The organism is Rhodanobacter sp. C05, assembly GCF_002001165.1.
GTDB lineage: Bacteria > Pseudomonadota > Gammaproteobacteria > Xanthomonadales > Rhodanobacteraceae > Rhodanobacter.
In genome coordinates, this window is the sequence record NZ_MUNQ01000005.1 from 466,306 (window position 1) to 483,965 (window position 17,660).

At 64.7% G+C, this 17,660-nt stretch carries 10 protein-coding genes and 1 riboswitch; of the genes, 3 read left to right on the forward strand and 7 right to left on the reverse strand.

The window, feature by feature from the left end; all coding sequences use genetic code 11:
- The first annotated feature begins 214 nt into the window (after window positions 1-214).
- The 3 genes from B0E51_RS01995 to B0E51_RS02005 all read left to right on the forward strand — a co-directional run bounded on the left by B0E51_RS01995 (window position 215) and on the right by B0E51_RS02005 (window position 4,702).
- Window positions 215-1,864 (forward strand): multicopper oxidase domain-containing protein, encoded by a 1,650-nt coding sequence (locus B0E51_RS01995; protein WP_077443130.1) that lies wholly within the window; start codon window positions 215-217, stop codon window positions 1,862-1,864.
- 209 nt (window positions 1,865-2,073) lie between these two features.
- On the forward strand, window positions 2,074-4,116 hold the full coding sequence (locus tag B0E51_RS02000) for an alkaline phosphatase family protein (protein ID WP_077443131.1): 2,043 nt from the start codon (window positions 2,074-2,076) through the stop codon (window positions 4,114-4,116).
- A 109-nt stretch (window positions 4,117-4,225) separates the two neighbouring features.
- On the forward strand, window positions 4,226-4,702 hold the full coding sequence (locus tag B0E51_RS02005; protein ID WP_077443132.1) for a hypothetical protein: 477 nt from the start codon (window positions 4,226-4,228) through the stop codon (window positions 4,700-4,702).
- A gap of 32 nt (window positions 4,703-4,734) precedes the next feature.
- Here B0E51_RS02005 and B0E51_RS02010 read toward each other — a convergent pair whose 3' ends face one another.
- From B0E51_RS02010 to B0E51_RS02035, 7 genes are all read right to left on the reverse strand, one after another.
- Window positions 4,735-7,914 (reverse strand): efflux RND transporter permease subunit, encoded by a 3,180-nt coding sequence (locus B0E51_RS02010; protein ID WP_077443133.1) that lies wholly within the window; start codon window positions 7,912-7,914, stop codon window positions 4,735-4,737.
- A gap of 231 nt (window positions 7,915-8,145) precedes the next feature.
- On the reverse strand, window positions 8,146-11,301 hold the full coding sequence (locus tag B0E51_RS02015; protein WP_077443134.1) for an efflux RND transporter permease subunit: 3,156 nt from the start codon (window positions 11,299-11,301) through the stop codon (window positions 8,146-8,148).
- Between the two features lie 239 nt (window positions 11,302-11,540).
- Entirely contained in the window at window positions 11,541-13,478 is a 1,938-nt protein-coding gene (btuB, locus tag B0E51_RS02020; protein WP_077443135.1) for a TonB-dependent vitamin B12 receptor, read from the reverse strand.
- 127 nt (window positions 13,479-13,605) lie between these two features.
- A riboswitch (cobalamin riboswitch) is annotated at window positions 13,606-13,839 on the reverse strand.
- A 78-nt stretch (window positions 13,840-13,917) separates the two neighbouring features.
- Window positions 13,918-14,418 (reverse strand): hypothetical protein, encoded by a 501-nt coding sequence (locus tag B0E51_RS19065; protein WP_143525757.1) that lies wholly within the window; start codon window positions 14,416-14,418, stop codon window positions 13,918-13,920.
- 88 nt (window positions 14,419-14,506) lie between these two features.
- Entirely contained in the window at window positions 14,507-15,655 is a 1,149-nt protein-coding gene (nagA, locus tag B0E51_RS02025; RefSeq protein ID WP_077443136.1) for an N-acetylglucosamine-6-phosphate deacetylase, read from the reverse strand.
- Window positions 15,656-15,663: 8 nt separating this feature from the next.
- The gene (locus tag B0E51_RS02030) at window positions 15,664-16,674 is read right to left on the reverse strand and encodes an SIS domain-containing protein (RefSeq protein ID WP_077443295.1); all 1,011 of its coding nucleotides are present in this window, start codon (window positions 16,672-16,674) and stop codon (window positions 15,664-15,666) included.
- Between the two features lie 34 nt (window positions 16,675-16,708).
- Window positions 16,709-17,461 (reverse strand): GntR family transcriptional regulator, encoded by a 753-nt coding sequence (locus tag B0E51_RS02035; protein WP_077443137.1) that lies wholly within the window; start codon window positions 17,459-17,461, stop codon window positions 16,709-16,711.
- Window positions 17,462-17,660 lie beyond the last annotated feature (199 nt).

The following is a 17,660-nucleotide window of genomic DNA, read 5'->3' on the forward strand; positions in this document are numbered from 1 at the left end:
CCGTCGCAAGACACTAAGACGCTGGATTCCAGCTTTCGCTGGAATGACGAGTATTCGGGCCATCATTGGGAGCTGGACGACGACAAGTAATCGGGGTTGCCACATGACTGTCATCCGGGCTGCCTAGGGTGGACCCCATGACCTGCGCATCTCGTCTCTGCCGACGACGCCCCATCCGCTATCGTGCCAAAGGCTCTGGCCAAGGCAGCCGCTCATGACGCTCTCGCGTCGTCGCTTCCTGTGCGGCGCCGGCAGCCTGTTCGGCGCGTATGCCGTCACCGATGCGCTGCGGCTGGCCTCGGCGGGCACGATGCCGATGGCGATGCCTGCACGCATGTCGGCAGCCACGCTGGCGGCGCCGAAGGTGCCGCTGGTGAATCCGGCGTCGCTGGCGCGTTTCGTCGACCCCTTGCCGGTGCCACCGATCGCGCGTGCTGCCGGACGGCGCGCACATCCCGCCTATCCCGGCCAGATGCTGCCGTACTACCGCATGCAGATGCGCGCCTACAATGCGCGCCTGCACCGCGACCTGCCGCCGACGCCGTTGTGGGGTTACGAAGGCCTGTCGCCCGGCCCGACCATCGAGGCCATGCGCGGCGAGCCGTTGCTGGTCGAGTGGATCAATGCACTGCCGACGCAGCACTTCCTGCCGATCGATCACACCATCCACGGCGCCGAGCGCTCGAAGCCGCAAGTGCGCACGGTGGCGCATGTACATGGTGCGCGTTCACCGGCGGGCAGCGACGGTTATCCGGAGGACTGGTTCGCTCCCGGCCATTCGGCGCTGTATCACTATCCGAACGCACAGGATGCGGCCACGCTGTGGTACCACGATCACGCCATGGGTATCACCCGGCTCAACATCTATGCCGGCTTGTTCGGTGCCTTCAACGTGCGCGACCCCGAGGAGCAGGCACTGGGCCTGCCATCGGGCGACTGCGACCTGCCGCTGATCCTGTGCGATCGGCTGATCGCGCAGGATGGCCAGCTCTACTACCCGGTCTCGGACGATCCGTCGGCGCCGTGGGTGATGCAGTGCAAGGGCAACCTCACCCTGTGCAACGGCAAGCTGTTTCCGCATTTCGAGGTCGAGCCGCGGCGCTATCGGCTGCGCCTGATCAATGTGGCGAATTCGAGTTTCTTCGATCTCTCACTGTCGCACGACCAACCGTTCCAGCAGATCGGCAGTGACCAGGGCCTGTTGTCCGCGCCGGTCGAGCGTGCGCGGATCGAGTTGTATCCGGCTGAGCGCGCCGATGTGGTGGTCGATTTCTCCGCGCTTGCCGGGCAGTCCATGCAGTTGCGCCACCAGGGCGAGGGAATCCTGGAATTTCGTGTACGCGATCGTAGCCGGCGCGATGCGTCCGTGCTGCCGGCAAGCCTGCGTCCGGTCACGCGTATCGATCCGGCCAGTGCCGTGCGCGATCGCGTGTTGACGCTGGAGGAAGCGGACGATGCCGGCGGCAACGCCATGAGCATGCTGCTCGGCGGCAAGCACTGGTCCGACCCCATCACGGAAAATCCGCACCAGCACAGCATCGAGACCTGGAGCTTCGTCAACCTCACCGGTGATGCGCATCCGATCCATCTGCATCTGGTGCGTTTCCAGGTGATCGAACGACGCCAGTTCGACTTGTTCGCCTGGAATGCGCACCGCACGCTCAAATACACCGGCCCTGCACAGACGCCGCCACCGCACGAGGCAGGCTGGAAAGACACCGTGCGCGCCGATCCGGGCATGGTCACGCGCATCGCGATGCGCTTCGAGGGCGAGCCCGGCCGCTATGTGTGGCACTGCCATCTGCTCGAGCACGAAGACAACGAGATGATGCGGCCGTACCAGCTGTTGCCGGCGAAGGGCTGATCCCGCGCACCTGACGTGAACCAGCGCACAGCGACGTGCATTGTCGCCGCACTGTCATGGTGGGCGCGTGCATTGTCGTGAAAGTGCCAACGCGACGTCATCTGCGCGGACCAGACTGCCGGCGGCCCGCACGTCGAAGCATCGCGTGGGCCTGAATCAGGGGGATCACTCACCGCAGCCTTCACAGGGTTCCTGCAGGAGATCCAGTCATGCTCACGTTGTTTGGCCGCAAGCGGCTCACGCCGCTCTTCCTCGGCGCGCTTGCCACCGGCCTTGCCGGCGTTGTCAGTGCGCAGAACACCACTTCACCCGACAAGGATGCCGGGTTCCGCCAGAACGTACCGACCACAGCCACGACCAACCGCTCCAACCTGCCCGGTGGCATCGTCGTGTTGCATAACCCCGGCAACGGACCCGATCGCAGTGGCGATACGCGCACCCCGATCAAGCACGTCATCCTGCTGATCGGCGAGAACCGTACTTTCGACCACGTCTATGCCACCTACACGCCACCGGCGGGGCAGAGCGTGCACAACCTGCTGTCGGAAGGCATCGTCAATGCCGACGGCACAGCGGGCCCGAATGTCGCGGCGGCACGCCAGTGGCAGGCCTCGAACACCGGCGCGTATTCGAATGCGCCTACGCATACCTCGTCGTACTCACTGCTGCCGTCGATGAACACCGGCGGTGCGCCGACCCAGCCGTACCTCGCCTCGGCGGCGCAGGCACAGGCGATCGAGCCGGCGTTGCCGGCGAATGACTATGTCGAACTCGCCGAGGGTGGCACCGGGCTGCCGAACGATGTCATCGACACGCGTTTCCCCACGCAGTTGCCGAACGCGCCGGTCGATATGCACGCCTCGATCAGCTACAACGATTACGCCAACAGTCCGGTGCATCGCTTCTTCCAGATGTGGCAACAGCTCGATTGCAGTGCCCAGGCAGCCACCAGGAAGAATCCGAGCGGCTGTCGCAATGACCTGTTCCCGTGGGTCGAGACCAGCATCGGTGCCGGCAACAATGGCAGCGCGCAACCGGCCGGCTTTACCGAGCAGAGCACCGGTGAGGGTTCCACCTCGATGCAGTTCCTCAACATGAACAAGGGTGATGCACCGTATTTCGAAGAGCTGGCCCAGACCTATGCGCTGAGCGACAACTTCCACCAGTCGGTGATGGGCGGTACCGGTGCCAATCACATCATGCTCGGCTTCGGCAGTCCGATCTACTACGCCGATGCGCAGGGCAATCCGACCATGCCGCCAGCCAACCAGATCGAGAATCCCGATGCACAGCCGGGCACCAACAACTGGTACGTGCAGGACGGCTACGGCGGCGGTTCCTATGTCAACTGCGCCGACGACAGCCAGCCGGGCGTGGCCTCGGTGAAGGGTTATCTGCGTGGACTGCCGTACCGCACCTTCCGCGGTACGGACTGCAAGCCGGGCGCCTACTACCTGGTCAACAACTACAACCCGGGCTATCTCGGTGATGGCACGCCCGCACCGCTGGGCGCCGACCAGTTCACCATCCCGCCCACCACGCAGGACAACCTCGCGCTGCTGCTGAGCCGCCATCATGTCAGCTGGAAGTACTACGGCGAGGGCTGGGGCAATGGCAAGGAGAACGGCGAGGCCGGCACGTTCTGCAACATCTGCGATCCGTTCCTGTACTCCACCCAGGTGATGACCAACCCGCAACTGCGTGGCAACAACCAGGATATCAACGATCTCTACAACGATATCCAGAACAACACGCTGCCGGCGGTTTCCATCGCCAAACCGGATGGACTGCTGGACGGCCATCCGTCCTCGTCCAAGCTTGAGCTGTTCGAAGGCTACGTGCAGAAGATCGTCGAGATGGCCAAGGCCAACCCGAAGGTGTGGGCTGACACCGTGATCATGGTGACCTTCGACGAGGGTGGCGGCTACTACGACTCGGGTTATGTGCAGCCGATCGACTTCTTCGGCGACGGCACGCGCATCCCGCTGCTGGTGATCTCCAGGTACTCGCAGGGCGGTCGCGTGGTGCACACCTATTACGACCATGTCTCCTTCGACAAATTCGTCGAGGCCAACTGGGGCCTGCGCGAGACGATCTCGGCGCGCAGCCGCGACAACCTGCCCAACCCGGTTGAGTTACCCAACAATCCCTACGTGCCGGTCAACTCGCCCGCGATCGGCAATCTGATGGACATGTTCAACTTCGGGCACTTCCCGACAGCCAGTGTGGCAGCGAACGATACGCAGGACTGAACCACGCACGCATGTCCTGCCTGCATCCGCAGGCAGGACATGCGTGTTCAGCGCCTCACGCGCCGGGCGATACCTGTCCTGATGCCGCTTTCCGCAGAGTGCTCCCGTCATGAACAACCTCTTTCCACCAGCCCGGCGATGGCACCGCAATTCCACCGTTCGCCATGGCGTGGTCCTGCTCATGCTCGTTGCGGCAGGTCTTGGCAGCACGGCGAGCCACGCCGATCCCGGTGATTTCCAGGCGATGCCCGGGTTGTGGAAGACCGTCGTGCGCGTCATCGATCATGGTCAGCCGGGCCCGCCCACGGTTCGCTGGCATTGCGTGGACGAAGACGCGGATCCCTGGCTGATGTTCGCGAACCTGCCCGTTCCGGACACGTCATGCCTGCGCAACGACCAGCATCGCAGCAGCACCGCACTGACCTGGGCGCTGAACTGTGGCGGGCATCCGCCGATGAGCGGCCACGGCCGCGTGGACTTCGATTCGGCCGAGCACTACACCGCCAGCATCGAACTGCAGGGCCACAGTGAAGTCGTGCGCGTCGAAGGCCAGCGCTACGCCGCGTGCACCGGTCCCAGCGACTGACCTGTTGTCCGTGCGCGAACCCGCGAGAACTGCTATTCCGGCAATGCCGGCATCTGCTGTTGCAGCAGCCGTTGACGCTGGATCTCGGCGCGCAGCCGCTGGCGCCTCGCCTTGCGTTCGCGGCGATCGTGCTGCCACAGGTAGATCGCCGGCGTGCTGAGCAAGGTCAGCAACTGCGACACCAACAGGCCGCCGAGAATGGCGATGCCGAGCGGCTGACGCATCTCCGAGCCGTAGCCAAAACCAACCGCCAGTGGCAGCGCGGCACCCATCGCCACCAGCGTCGTCATGGTGATCGGGCGGAAGCGCACCAGCGCCGCTTCGCGGATCGCCTCCGGTGGCGTGCGGCCGTGTTCGCGCTCGGCAACCAGGGCGAAGTCGACCATCAGGATCGCGTTCTTCTTGACGATGCCGATCAGCATCAGCACCGCGATCACCGACATCAAGGTGAGCTGGGTATGCGTGACCAGCATCGCGAGGAAGGCGCCCATGCCAGCGGCCGGCAAGGTGGAGAGGATGGTCAGCGGATGGATCAGGCTCTCGTAGAGGATGCCGAGCACCACGTACATCACCAGGATCACCGCGAGCAGCATGATCAGCGCATTGTTCAGCGTGTCGACCAGGTTCTGGTTGTCGCCGGTGAATTTCTTCTGCACGCCGGGCGGCAGGTTGGCCGCGAAGATGGCTTGATCGACCAGCTTCAGGCCGTCCGCCTGGGTGACGCCCTTGGCGAGGTTGTAGTTGATCGTGGACGATTCGAGCTGGTTGAAGTGGCTGACGCTGACCGGCGCTGTGTTGGGCTGGATCCGCGCCAGCGCGGACAGCGGAATCATCTTGCCGAGCGAATTGCGCACGTAGGTATTGAGCAGGGTGGCCGGACTCAGCGAATCGGCGCTGTCGGCGGTGAGCACCACCTGGTACTGATTGAGGTCCGAATAGATCGTCGACACCTGGTTCTGGCCGAACGCGTCGTACAACGCCGAATCGACCTGGCCCATGCTGACATTGAGACGCGAGGCGACATCGCGGTCCACCTTGAGCATCTGCTGCTTGCCGATGCGGTCGAAGCTGGTGGTGACGTCGCGAAACTGCTTCATGCGACGCATCACACGCGCCACCTGCAGGGTGGGTTCCTGCAGCTCGGTGCCGTCGTTGCTGTTGAGCTGGAAGGCATACTGGCCCTGGCCGCCGCTGCTGGGGCCACCGCCATTGATGAACTGCACCGCCGTCAACGACACATCAAGGTCGGTCACGGTCTGGTAGTACTTGCTCAGCCGGTCGACCACCTCCTGCGCCGAATCGTGACGGTCGCCCGGCTTGTCGCCGAGCGGCTTGAGATCGACGAACAGGCTGGACTGGTTGCCGACCGCGCCGTTGTTGTTGCCCCCGCCAAGGATGGTAGAGACGTCGAGTACCGCCGGATCGGCCTGCAGCACCGCCGCCATCGCCTGTGTGCGCTTGGCCAGCAAGGTGGGCGAGATATTCGCGTCGGCACTGATCTGCGCCTGCAGCAGGCCAGTGTCCTCCTTCGGCATCAGGCCGCCGCCGGCGACCTTGGCCACCACGACGGCGAGCAACACGGTCAGCACCAGCAGGATCGGCGGCTGCCAGCGCATGAGGCGGCGATGATGCATGGCCCAGTCCAGCCCTCGCTCGTAGATGCGCAGCATGCCGTTGTCGAAGCGCTCCGCCATGCGCTCCAGCCGGCCCGGTGCACGGCTGCCGACCGGCGGCTCGTGCAGCAGCCAGCTGCCGCACAGCGCCGGTGTGAGCGTGAGCGAGACCACGGCGGAGATCACGATGGTGGCGATCAGGGTGACCGCGAATTCGCGCAGCAGCATGGTGAACATGTTGTTGCCGAACACCATTGGCCCGAACACGGCGATCAGCGACAACGTGATCGAGATTACCGTGAAGCCGATCTCGCGCACGCCGGTGAGCGCCGCCGGCAGCGGTGCCATGCCCTTCTCCATGTGGCGCACGATGTTCTCGATCACCACGATCGCGTCGTCCACCACGAAACCCACGCACAGCACCAGCGCTACCAGCGAGAAGATGTTGAGCGTAAAGCCGAGCATCCACATCAGCACGCAGGCGCCGGCCAGCGACAACGGCACGCTGAACATCGCGATCACGGTGGGCCGCACGCGGCGCAGGAACACCAGCATCACCAGCGCCACCATCACGATGCTCATCGCCAGCGCGACCTGCACCTCGTGCAGCGCGGACTCGGTGGTCGGGGTGAGATCGAAGATCGGGATGATCTGCACGTCGGCCGGCAGCAGGTTGTGGAAGGTCGGCAACGCGGCGCGGATCGCGTTGACGGTGGCCACCGCGTTCGCCTCCGGCCGTTTGCTGATCTGCATGGTTACCGCGCGCGTGCCGTTGAACCACGCCGCCGCGTACTGGTCCTGCTGACCACTGCTTATCGTGGCCACGTCGGACAGCCGCACCGGAATGTCGCTGTGGCTGGCGATCACCAGCGAGGCGAAATCGTGTGCGGTCTGCAATGAATCCGTGGCCGACACGGTCATCTGCGTATGACCGTCGCTCAGCGTGCCCTGCGGCGAGCTGACATTGGCGGCGCGCAGCGCATTCGCCACGTCGTTCGCGGTCATGCCCAGATTGGCCAACGCGGAGGTGTTCAGCGCAATCCGCACTGCATGTGGCGCACCGCCGGAAACCTGCACCTGCGCCACACCGGGAATCTGTGCCACAGCCGGCTTCAGCAAGGTGTCGGTGAGATCGTACAGCTTGTCCGGCGGCAGACTGGTGGAGGTGAGCGATACCAGCAGGATCGGAATTTGCGAGGTATCGAACTTGATGTACCCCGGCGGGCTGGGCATGCCCGACGGCAGGTCGGCGGCAGCGGCGTTGATCGCTGCCTGTACGTCCAGTGCCGCCTTGTCGGCATTGCGATTCATGTCGAAGATGACCTGGATCTGCACGCCGCCTTCGCTGGCATTGGAGAACATCATGCGGATGCCGGGAATCTGCCCCAGATGGCGCTCCAGCGGTGCCATCACCGTGTTGGCCATGGTCTGTGCACTGGCGCCGGGCATCTGCGCCATCACCGCCACGCCGGGAAACTGGATCGACGGGAACGCTGCCACGCCCAGCAGCAGGTAAGCCCACACCCCGGCCAGCATCAGGCCAATGGCGAGCAGCGAGGTGCCGGCGGGGCGGCGGATCAGCGGTGCGAAGATATTCATGGCGCTTCCATGGCCCGCAAGCATAACGGTGCGTCGCCGCGGTCAGGCATGCCCGCGGCCGACGACAGGGTAACGGCAATGGCAGGCATTCCGGCCACTCTGTGCTTTATGCCCGCCATTGGCTTCCGGCGTATGTGCCTGAAGTCCAGTTCCCTTTGAAAATCGACGCATGGGTTCCGCGCCCCCCGACTGCACCGCTCCATCGCTTTCACGCCAGTGTGGCATCGTCGCTCAGGTTGCAGGCAATGCCTTCAGCCGGCGCTTCTCCGCGCGGCGCTCACGGCGCCCAGCCTTGCGAATCTTGCGGTCGTGGTTCCACAGGTAGATTGCCGGCGTGCTGAGCAGAGTGAGCAACTGTGACACCAGCAGACCACCGACGATCGCGATGCCCAGCGGCTGGCGCATCTCCGAGCCGATGCCGAAACCGATCGCCAGCGGCAGCGCAGCACCCATCGCCACCAGGGTAGTCATGGTGATCGGGCGGAAGCGCACCAGCGCGGCCTCACGAATTGCCTCGGGCGCGGACAGGCCACGCGTGCGCTCCGCCACGAGGGCGAAGTCGACCATCAGGATCGCGTTCTTCTTGACGATGCCGATCAGCATCAGGATCGCGATGATCGCCATCAGCGAAAGCTGCGTCTGCGTCACCAGCATCGCGAGGAAGGCGCCGGCACCCGCGGCCGGCAACGTGGACAGGATGGTCAACGGATGGCCGAGGCTCTCGTAGAGAATGCCCAGCACGATGTACATCGCGATGATCGAGCCGATCAGCAGCACCATGCCGTTGGACTGGGCCTGCTGCAGGCGCTGGTTCTGGCCGGTGTAGTCGACCCGGATGCCGGCCGGCAGTCCGGCCGCGTAAGCCGCCTGATCGACCAGCTTGATGCCGCGATCCTGCGGCACGTCCTTGGCGAGGTTGTAGGTGATCGTGGCCGCTTCCATCTGGTTGTGATGGCGGATGCGCAGCGGGCTGTTGTTGGGTTCGATGTGCGCCAGTGCGGACAGCGGGATCATCAGTCCCTTGTCATTGCGCACGCGCAGATTCAACAGTCCCTCCGGACTGACACTCTCCGCCGTACCGGAGGTGAGCACCACGAAGTACTGGTTGATGTCCGAATAGATCGTCGAGACCTGGCGCTGGCCGAACGAGTTGTACAGTGCCGTGTCCACGTCGCCCATGCTGACCTGCAGACGACTGGCCGCCGCGCGATCCACCTTCAGCAGTTGCTGCTTGCCGACCTGGTCGAAGTTGCTGCTGACATCGCGGAATTCCTTGATCGTGCGCATCTTCCGCACCATCTGCAGCGCCGACGGCTGCAGGTCGCCGCCATTGCTGTCGACCAGCTGGAATTCGTACTGGCCGCCCTGGTCGCCGCTGCCGCCGCCGCCGAGGAACTGCGAGGCGCTGACCGAAACCTTGACGTCGGGCAGCTTGTCGTACTGCTTGGACAGCCGCTCGATGACCTTCTTGATGTTTTCCGGCCGCTCGCCCGGACCCTTGCCGCGCGGCTTCAGGTCGACGAACATCTGCGCCGTGTTGCCCACTGCGCCACCGGAGTCGTTGCCGCCGAGCATGGTCAGCTGGTCGAGCACGGCCGGATCGGCCAGCATGGTCTTCATCACCGCCTGCGTGCGCTCGGTCAGCTGTGCCGGCGAGATATTGGCATCGGCACTGATCTCCACCTGCAACTGCCCGGTGTCCTCATCCGGCATGAAGGTGCCGCCAGCGGTCTTCACCACGGCAATGCCGAGCAGAACGGTGACAATCAGCAGGATCAACGGCTGCCAGCGCATGATCCGCCGATGCCGCATCGCCCAGTCCAGCCCGCGCTCGTAGATGCGCAGCATGCCGTGGTCAAAACGCTCCACCGCGCGTTCGAGCCGGCCCGGCGGTGGCCTGTTGGCCGGTTCGTGCTTCAGCAGATAGGCGCACAGCGCCGGGGTGAGCGTGAGCGAGACCAGCGCCGAGATCACCACCGCCGCGGTCAGCGTCACCGAGAACTCGCGCAGCAGCATGATCAGCATGTTGTTGCCGAACAGCAGTGGCGCGAATACCGCCACCAGTGACAGCGTGATCGAGATCACCGTGAAGCCGATCTCGCCCACGCCGGTCAGCGACGCCTGCATCGGCGACATGCCCTGCTCCATGTGGCGCACGATGTTCTCGATCACCACGATCGCATCGTCCACCACGAAGCCGATGCACAGCACCAGCGCCACCAGCGACAAGGTGTTGAGCGTATAGCCGAGCGCCCACATCACCACGAACGCGCCGGCCAGCGACAGCGGCACGCTCAAGGTGGCGATCATGGTCGGGCGCAGCCGGCGCAGGAACACCAGCATCACCAGTACCACCATCGCGATCGAGATCAGCAGCGCCACCTTCACTTCATGCAGCGCCGACTTGGTGGTCTGGGTAAGGTCGAATACCGGCGTGAGGGTGATGTTGGACGGCAGTGACGCACGCAGCTGCGGCAGCCGCGCGCGGATCGCCTCGACCGTGCCCACCGCATTGGCTTCCGGCCGCTTGGTGATCTGCAGGCCGACGGTGTGCTGGTCGTTGAACCATGCCGCCTGGTATTCGTCCTGCTCGCCGCTGTAAACCTTGGCCACATCGGACAGGCGCACCGGTATGCCGTTCTTCACCGAGATCAGCAGGCGGGCGAATTCGGCCGGCTCCTGCAGGCCATCGCTGGCGGTCACCGTCATCTGCGTGTGGCCATCACTCAGCGCGCCCTGCGGCGACGTGACGTTGGCGGCACGCAGCGCATTGGCGACGTCGTTCGAGGTGAGCCCCTTCGCCGCCAGCGCGTTGTTGTCCAGCTCGATGCGCACCGCGTGCGGCGTGCCGCCGAACACCTGCACCTGGGCCACTCCGTCGATCTGCGCAACCGCGGGCTTGAGCAGGGTGTCGGCGAGGTCGTACAGCTTGTCCTGCGGCAACCCGCTCGAGGTAAGCGTGATGAACACGATCGGGATCTGCGAGGTGTCGAACTTGAAGTACTGCGGTGGCGACGGCATGCCTGACGGCAGGTCGGCCGCGGCGGCATTGATCGCCGCCTGCACGTCGCGCGCCGCGCTATCCGCGGTGCGCGAGAAGTTGAAGCGTACGCTCACCGAGGCGGCACCCTCGGTGGCGTTGCCGTACATGTCGTCGATGCCGGGGATCTGCCCCAGATGACGTTCCAGCGGTGCCAGCACGGTATTGGCCATGGTCTGCGCACTGGCGCCCGGCTGGTTGGCCACCACGTAGACGCCGGGAAAATCCAGCGACGGCAATGCCGCCACACCCAGCAGTAGATAGGCGCAGATGCCAGCCAGAGTCAGGCCCAGCGCGAGCAGCGAAGTACCTGCCGGGCGGCGGATCAAGGGTGCAAAGATATTCATGGCGCTTCCATGGCCCGCATGCATGGCGGCGAGATGTGGCAGACGGGCAGCCGTGCCGGAGGCAGCACACCGACCACAGCGGGGAATGGTATCTCGATCATGCCGGCTTTATGCCTGCAGTCGCGTCCCGGCGTATGTGCCTGAAGTCCACACCATGTCGGAAGACATGGGTGTGGACTTTCCCATACTTGCCCCCTGACCATGCCGCCGGCTTCCCTGCCGGCGGCTTGCGCATCAACTCAGTGCGCTGCCGGGCTGTAACGCAAGGTCAGATACCAGGTACGGCCGGGCTGGTTGTAGTAGTACACGGTCTCATACTCTTTATCGAACGCATTGGCGAGCTTGGCCTCGACCTGCCAGTCAGCCGTGAACTGCCAGCTGGCACGCAGCGCCAGCGTGCTGTAGCCGCCGAGGCGGTTCACGTTGGCGGCATCGTCGTAGCTCTTGCCGGCGACGTACCAGGTGGTGCCGACACCGAACGCGCCGAAGCGGCGGTCGATGTCGATGCGCGCGGTGCGCTCCGGGCGGCGCGGCAACAGATTGCCGCTGTTGGCATCGGCAGCGCCGCCGTCGTCCTTCGGCTGCTGCAGGGTCAGATAGCCCTGTACCTGCCAGCCATCCAGGTTCGCGCCAAGCTGGCCTTCCACGCCGCGGATGCGCGCCTTGCTGACATTGAACGGCACGTAGTTCTGGCTGGGATCGAGCAGGATCAGGTCGTCGATGTCGGTCTGGTAGGCATTCACCGCCCAGTTCCAGATGCCGAGCTTCTGGCTCAGGCCCAGCTCGCCACTGCGCGACTTCTCCGGCTTGAGATCCGGATTGGCCGACGGGATGCCGAAGTACGGCGGGTAGTACAGGTCGTTGAAGGTCGGCGCATGGAACGCCGTGCCATAGCTGGCCATCAGGCGCAGGTCATGATCGAAGCTGTAGCCCCAGGCCAGCGCGCCGGTATCGTGGCCACCGTACTGCGAGTTGTCGTCATGCCGCACGGACGCCTGCAGCTCGTTGCGGCCGAACGTGCCCTGGTACTGCACATAGGTGCCGGTATCGTTGCGGTTGTCGGCCAGGTAGCCGGTGCTGCTGTCGAGGTGCTCCTGCTGGTAGTCCACGCCGACCGTCAGCAGCTGGTTCGAGGCGAGCGCAATGTCGTTCTGCCACGAGTACTGGTTGCGCCGCGAGTTGTAAAAGCCGGTCTGCGCGAACGGGTAATAGGTGCCGTAATAGGTGCCCTGGTAATACGTGGTGGCGAGGTCCTTGCTCTGCCCGGCATTCAACGTGATCTTCCAGATATCCAGCGGCGAGAAGCTCAACCGCACGCCGGCCACGCGCTGCTCGTTGACGGCGTCGTTGCCACCGTACGGGCTGCCGGCATATTCCACATCGTTCTTGCTGCGCAGCCAGGTGAAGGCCAGCTCGGTGCCGTTATCCCAACGATAGCCGGCATTCGCCGAACCGTTCCAGTTGCGGTACGCGTCATCGCGCAGATCGTCGACAAAGCAGCCGGCGCCGTTGCCGCCATTGGCCTCGGCCGCCCCGAACTTGCAGCCGGGAAAGCCGCTGGTGTACTCGCCACCCAGGCTGACGTTGTACCAGGCGTGCTGGTCACCACCGGACAGGCCCGCCTCGCTGCCGAACAGGCCGTTGCTGCCGGCGGTCATGCTCAGCGACGGCGTGATCCCGCCGTCAGCCTGACCGTGCCGGGTGAAGATCTGGATCACGCCGCCGATCGCGTCGGCGCCGTACAGGCTCGAACGCGGGCCGCGCACGATCTCGATGCGCTCGATCTGCTCCACCGGGATCTGCTCCAGCGAAGCGAGTCCCGCCGTCACCGAACCGATCCGCACGCCGTCGATCAGCACCAGCGTATGGGTGGAATTGGTGCCACGCAGGAACAACGAACTCTGCTGGCCGAGGCCGCCGCTCTGGGTGAAGTTCACGCCCGGCAGGCCGGTCAGCAGGTCGATCACCGACACCGGCTGCAGCCGCTCGATGTCGGCGCGGGTGATCACGGTGACCGACGACAGCGCATCGTCCACGGTGATCGCGGTGCGCGTGGCGGTGACGATCACCGGATCCAGTGCGGTCGCATTGTTCTGGGCGGTCGTGTCGTTCTGATCTGCCGCATGGGCAGCCATCATGCAGCTCAGGAGTGCCGTTGCCAGCAAGGTCTTGTTCAAGGTCGTTCCTCGGCCGCACACCCGCGCACGGCTCATGGGTTCAATGAGCTGGCAGCAGACGCAGGGAAAGACAGAACGACGGGCAGGCAGGGTCGCCACACGCGTGGTTCGGCCTCGCCCACCGCGAGCCACCAGGAATCGTTCGGGCCGGTCTCCGGGCTTGCGAGCGACAGGCGGTGATCCGCATGTCCCGGACGGCGCCTTCCCGTGCTCAAGCACAGTGGCATTCGCCGTTCGTGAATCTCGCTTACCGTTGCGGGGGCAGCGCCGGCCTTGCAGTGTTGTCGAACACCACGCACCGGCTTCCCGTTTCATCCCTTCAGCGCAAGACTGAAGGGACACCTGAACCGCGCCACTGTAGCGGCGAGGCGCCGTTTGGGCAATGCGGACGAAGCGGGGCGGCGCACTGCCTTGCCTGAAATCTGGCCGTTGTGCCGGTCTACTGACAGTCCGGGGAGGAACTTGTGCATGCGGCAGACTGCAAGGTATGCGTCACGACCACTTCGCTGTATTTCTTCGCCATTTCTGCGGGAAATGGCGCAAAGGGTGCGGCTCGTCGAATCGCGCTGCGCAGCCGTGCTTCGATCGCGGGGCCACCATGGTTCATGAGTATTTCCACTGACTTGACGGTTCCGTCAGGAAGTATGGCGATACTGAAAAGCAGGGAGCTGTCTGGACGAAGCGCTCGCAAAGCGCCTGGATTCGGGGCACTGTCCAGAACTATCTTGTTGAGGCAACCCATCACATATCCGGCAAACGCACCGTTACGACCGGCCGAGTACAGCACTCGCCCCTTGCCTGGATGGCTCGCTTCGCTTCTGGCTTCTAGTTCCGCAGAAAGCGCGGCGATTTCGACCGAATCACGTGATGAGGCAGCGCTGATTGGCTGGCCCGCTTGAGTCGTCGCGGCAAGACTTGTTGCTAAAAGCACACCCCACATGATTCCTCCTTGCGCCGACTCAGCAATACCTGCGAGCCGAGTTTGCCAGAATGCTTGCCGCGCGGATCAGCCTCGCAGGATGGCCTGCTCAGACCGTCCCGTCTTCCACGCCGCCGATCCAGCTGCGCAGTACACGAAAGTCGTCGTCCATCAGCACCAGATCCGCCTGGCAGCCGCCGGCAATCCTGCCGTGCGTGGCGCCGAGGCCGAGGAAATCGGCCGGATAGGTGCTGGCCATGCGCACCGCCTCATCCAGCGGCAGGCCGAGCAGTTGCACCGCATTGCGCACCGCGCCGGCCATGTCCAGCGCGGAGCCGGCCAGCACGCCTTGCGCGGTCTGGCAGATGCCGTCCTTCGCGATGATGGTTTCGCCGTTGAGCACGAACTCCGGATGATCCGCGCCCACCGGCGGCATCGCGTCGGTGACCAGCAGCATCTTGCCGCGTGCTTTCGCGGCGATCGCTACGCGCAAGCTGGCCGGATGCACGTGATGACCGTCGACGATCAATCCGCACCAGCTGTTGGCATCCTCCAGCGCCGCGCCGACCACACCCGGTTCGCGGCTGCCAAACGGCGTCATCGCGTTGAACAGGTGGGTGAAGCCACGTACGCCGCCGGCGAGCGCAGCGTGCATGGTTGCGTAGTCGGCCGCGGTATGGCCGGCACAGACGATCACCCCGGCGGCGGCCAACGCACCGATGCTGTCCAGCGGCACCCGCTCGGGCGCCAGCGTGAGCAGGCGTACGCCGCGATGCGGCGCACACAGCAGCGCCAGCTCCTCGCTGCCTGGCGTGTGGAAAAACTTCGGGTCGTGCACGCCCTTGCGCGCCGGCGCGAGGTATGGGCCTTCCAGATGGATGCCGAGTACACCGGGTATCCCTTCGGCCAGCGCCTGTTCCACCGCAGCGAGTGCGGCGCGCATGACGTCAACGCTGTCGCTGATCAGGGTCGGCAAGAAGCCGGTCGTGCCGTAACGCCGATGCGCTGCGCCGATGCGGCGAATCGTCTCCACCGTGGGCGCGTCGTTGAACAGCACACCGCCACCGCCATTCACCTGCGTGTCGATGAAGCCCGGCAGCAGCATCGCACCATGCAGGTCGTGCGTTGTCGCACGGCTTACGCGTGGATCGGACGGCGGCAGCAGATCGACGATGCGCTCGCCATCGAGCAAGACGGCGAGGTCGTTGCGCCAGCCGTCAGGGGTGAGTACGCGGCCATTGATGAGGGCGTGAGTCATGGCATTGCTCAGACCGTTTCGGTCACCTTGTTGAGATGCGGTGGCACGTCGGGATTGAAACCACGACGCAAGGCCAGTTCGCTCGCCGCGCGATAGAAACTCTGGATGATCAGCAGCGGCGTGCACAACGCTGGCAGCCCAGCGAGCACAGGAAGCATGCCGGCACCCTGCATGCCGGGTGCGGCCACGAAAACCTGTGCGCCGCGCTGGCGGAACTCGTCGGCAATCGCCAGCGTGCTGGCCAGCGTGTCGTCGTCCTGGGCGAAACACAGCACCGGGAAATGCGGTCCTACCAGGGCCATCGGGCCATGCTTGACCTCGGCTGCACTGAACGCTTCGGCGTGCAGGCCGCAGGTTTCCTTGAACTTCAGTGCCGCCTCCAGCGCGATGCCGAAGCCAAAGCCGCGACCCACGACGAACAGGTTGTGCGCGTCGACCAGGCCATCGCTCAACGCCGACCAGTCGGCGTCCCAGCCGGCACGCAACGCATCGGGCAGGGCATGCAGCGAATCCACCAGCACACGATCGCCGTGCCAGCGCGCGCACAAATGCAGCACGGCTGCCAGCGCGGCAATGTAACTCTTGGTCGCGGCCACGCTGCGTTCGGGGCCTGCATGCAGCGGAATCACCGTATCGGCGATCGCCGCCAGCGGCGAATCCTCGACATTCACCAGCGCCACCACGCGCGCGCCGGCCAGCTTGGCTGCCTGCGCATTGCGCACGAGATCCGGACTCTTGCCCGACTGCGAGATCGCGATGAACAGCGCGCCCTCCCATTGCTGAGGAGCCGCGTACACCGACGTGACCGATGGCGACACCGAGGCGGTGACGATGCCAAGCTGGGTCTCGAACACATATTTCGCGTACGCCGCGGCATGATCGGAACTGCCGCGCGCGCAGGTGACGATGAAGCGTGGCGGCTGCGCGCGCAGCGATTGCGCCAGCGCCGTCACCACGTTGTCGTTGGCAGCGAACTGACGCGCGACCACGTCGGCCGCCTCGTGCGCTTCGCGGTACATCAGGGTGTCGCTGGCATGTGTGTTCAAGCGGGCCTCAATCGGTTTGCAGTTCGGCGACAAAATCGTAGATGTCACCGCGATACCAGGAACAGGTGAACTCGACCACGCGGCCGTCGTCCAGGAAGCTGCGGCGTTCGATGCTCAATCCCGCACTACCGACGGCAACATGCAGCAGGCGTGCCTGCTGCGCATTCAGCGACACTGCGCGAAGCCGCTGCAGCGCGCGCCGTGGCCGGCAATTGAGGTGTTCGAGTGCCTCGTACAGCGAGTCGTGCACCAGCAGCGGATCGGGCAGCACGCTGGCCGGCACCACGCTGCGCTCGATCGCCAGCGGCTCGTCCTGGCCGTAGCGCACGCGATGCAATCGCACCACCAGCGAGCCGGGCGACAGGTTCAGCGCCATCGATTCTTCCGGTGTCACCTCGCCGATGCCGCGCTCGAAGAACTCCGAACGCGGCGACAGGCCGCGCTCGCGCAGGTCTTCTGTGAAGCTGGTCAGCCGCGACATCGGTTTGACGATGCGTTCGGCGATGAAGGTGCCGGCACCATGGCGTTGGGTCAGCAACCCTTCCTCGACCAGGCCGGCGATCGCCTTGCGCACAGTCACCCGCGACAGCTTCAGCGCCTGCGACAGGTCGCGTTCGCTGGGCAATGCCTGGCCCGGTTCGATGTCGCGATGCTCGACCACGTTGCGGATCGCCCGGCGCAGCCGCAGGTAGGCCAGCGGCTGATGCGTGGCCGGGTCGTGGCAGATCCGGCGGTATTCGTTGGCCAGTGCGGTTTCCATACCAACAAAGATACCAATAGCAAACCACTAACTGCAAGCCTATTTCGCCACAGCTTCGCCAAACGGCTAGTTATAAGGATATTTCGGTAAAGCGACCCGAGTTTATGAATTCGTATGCATAGCGGTAGCTGATCTGGTATTTCACTGGTACGATCATCGACACCCCGGGCAAGACGCGCCGCCAGGCCCTCTGCCCGCC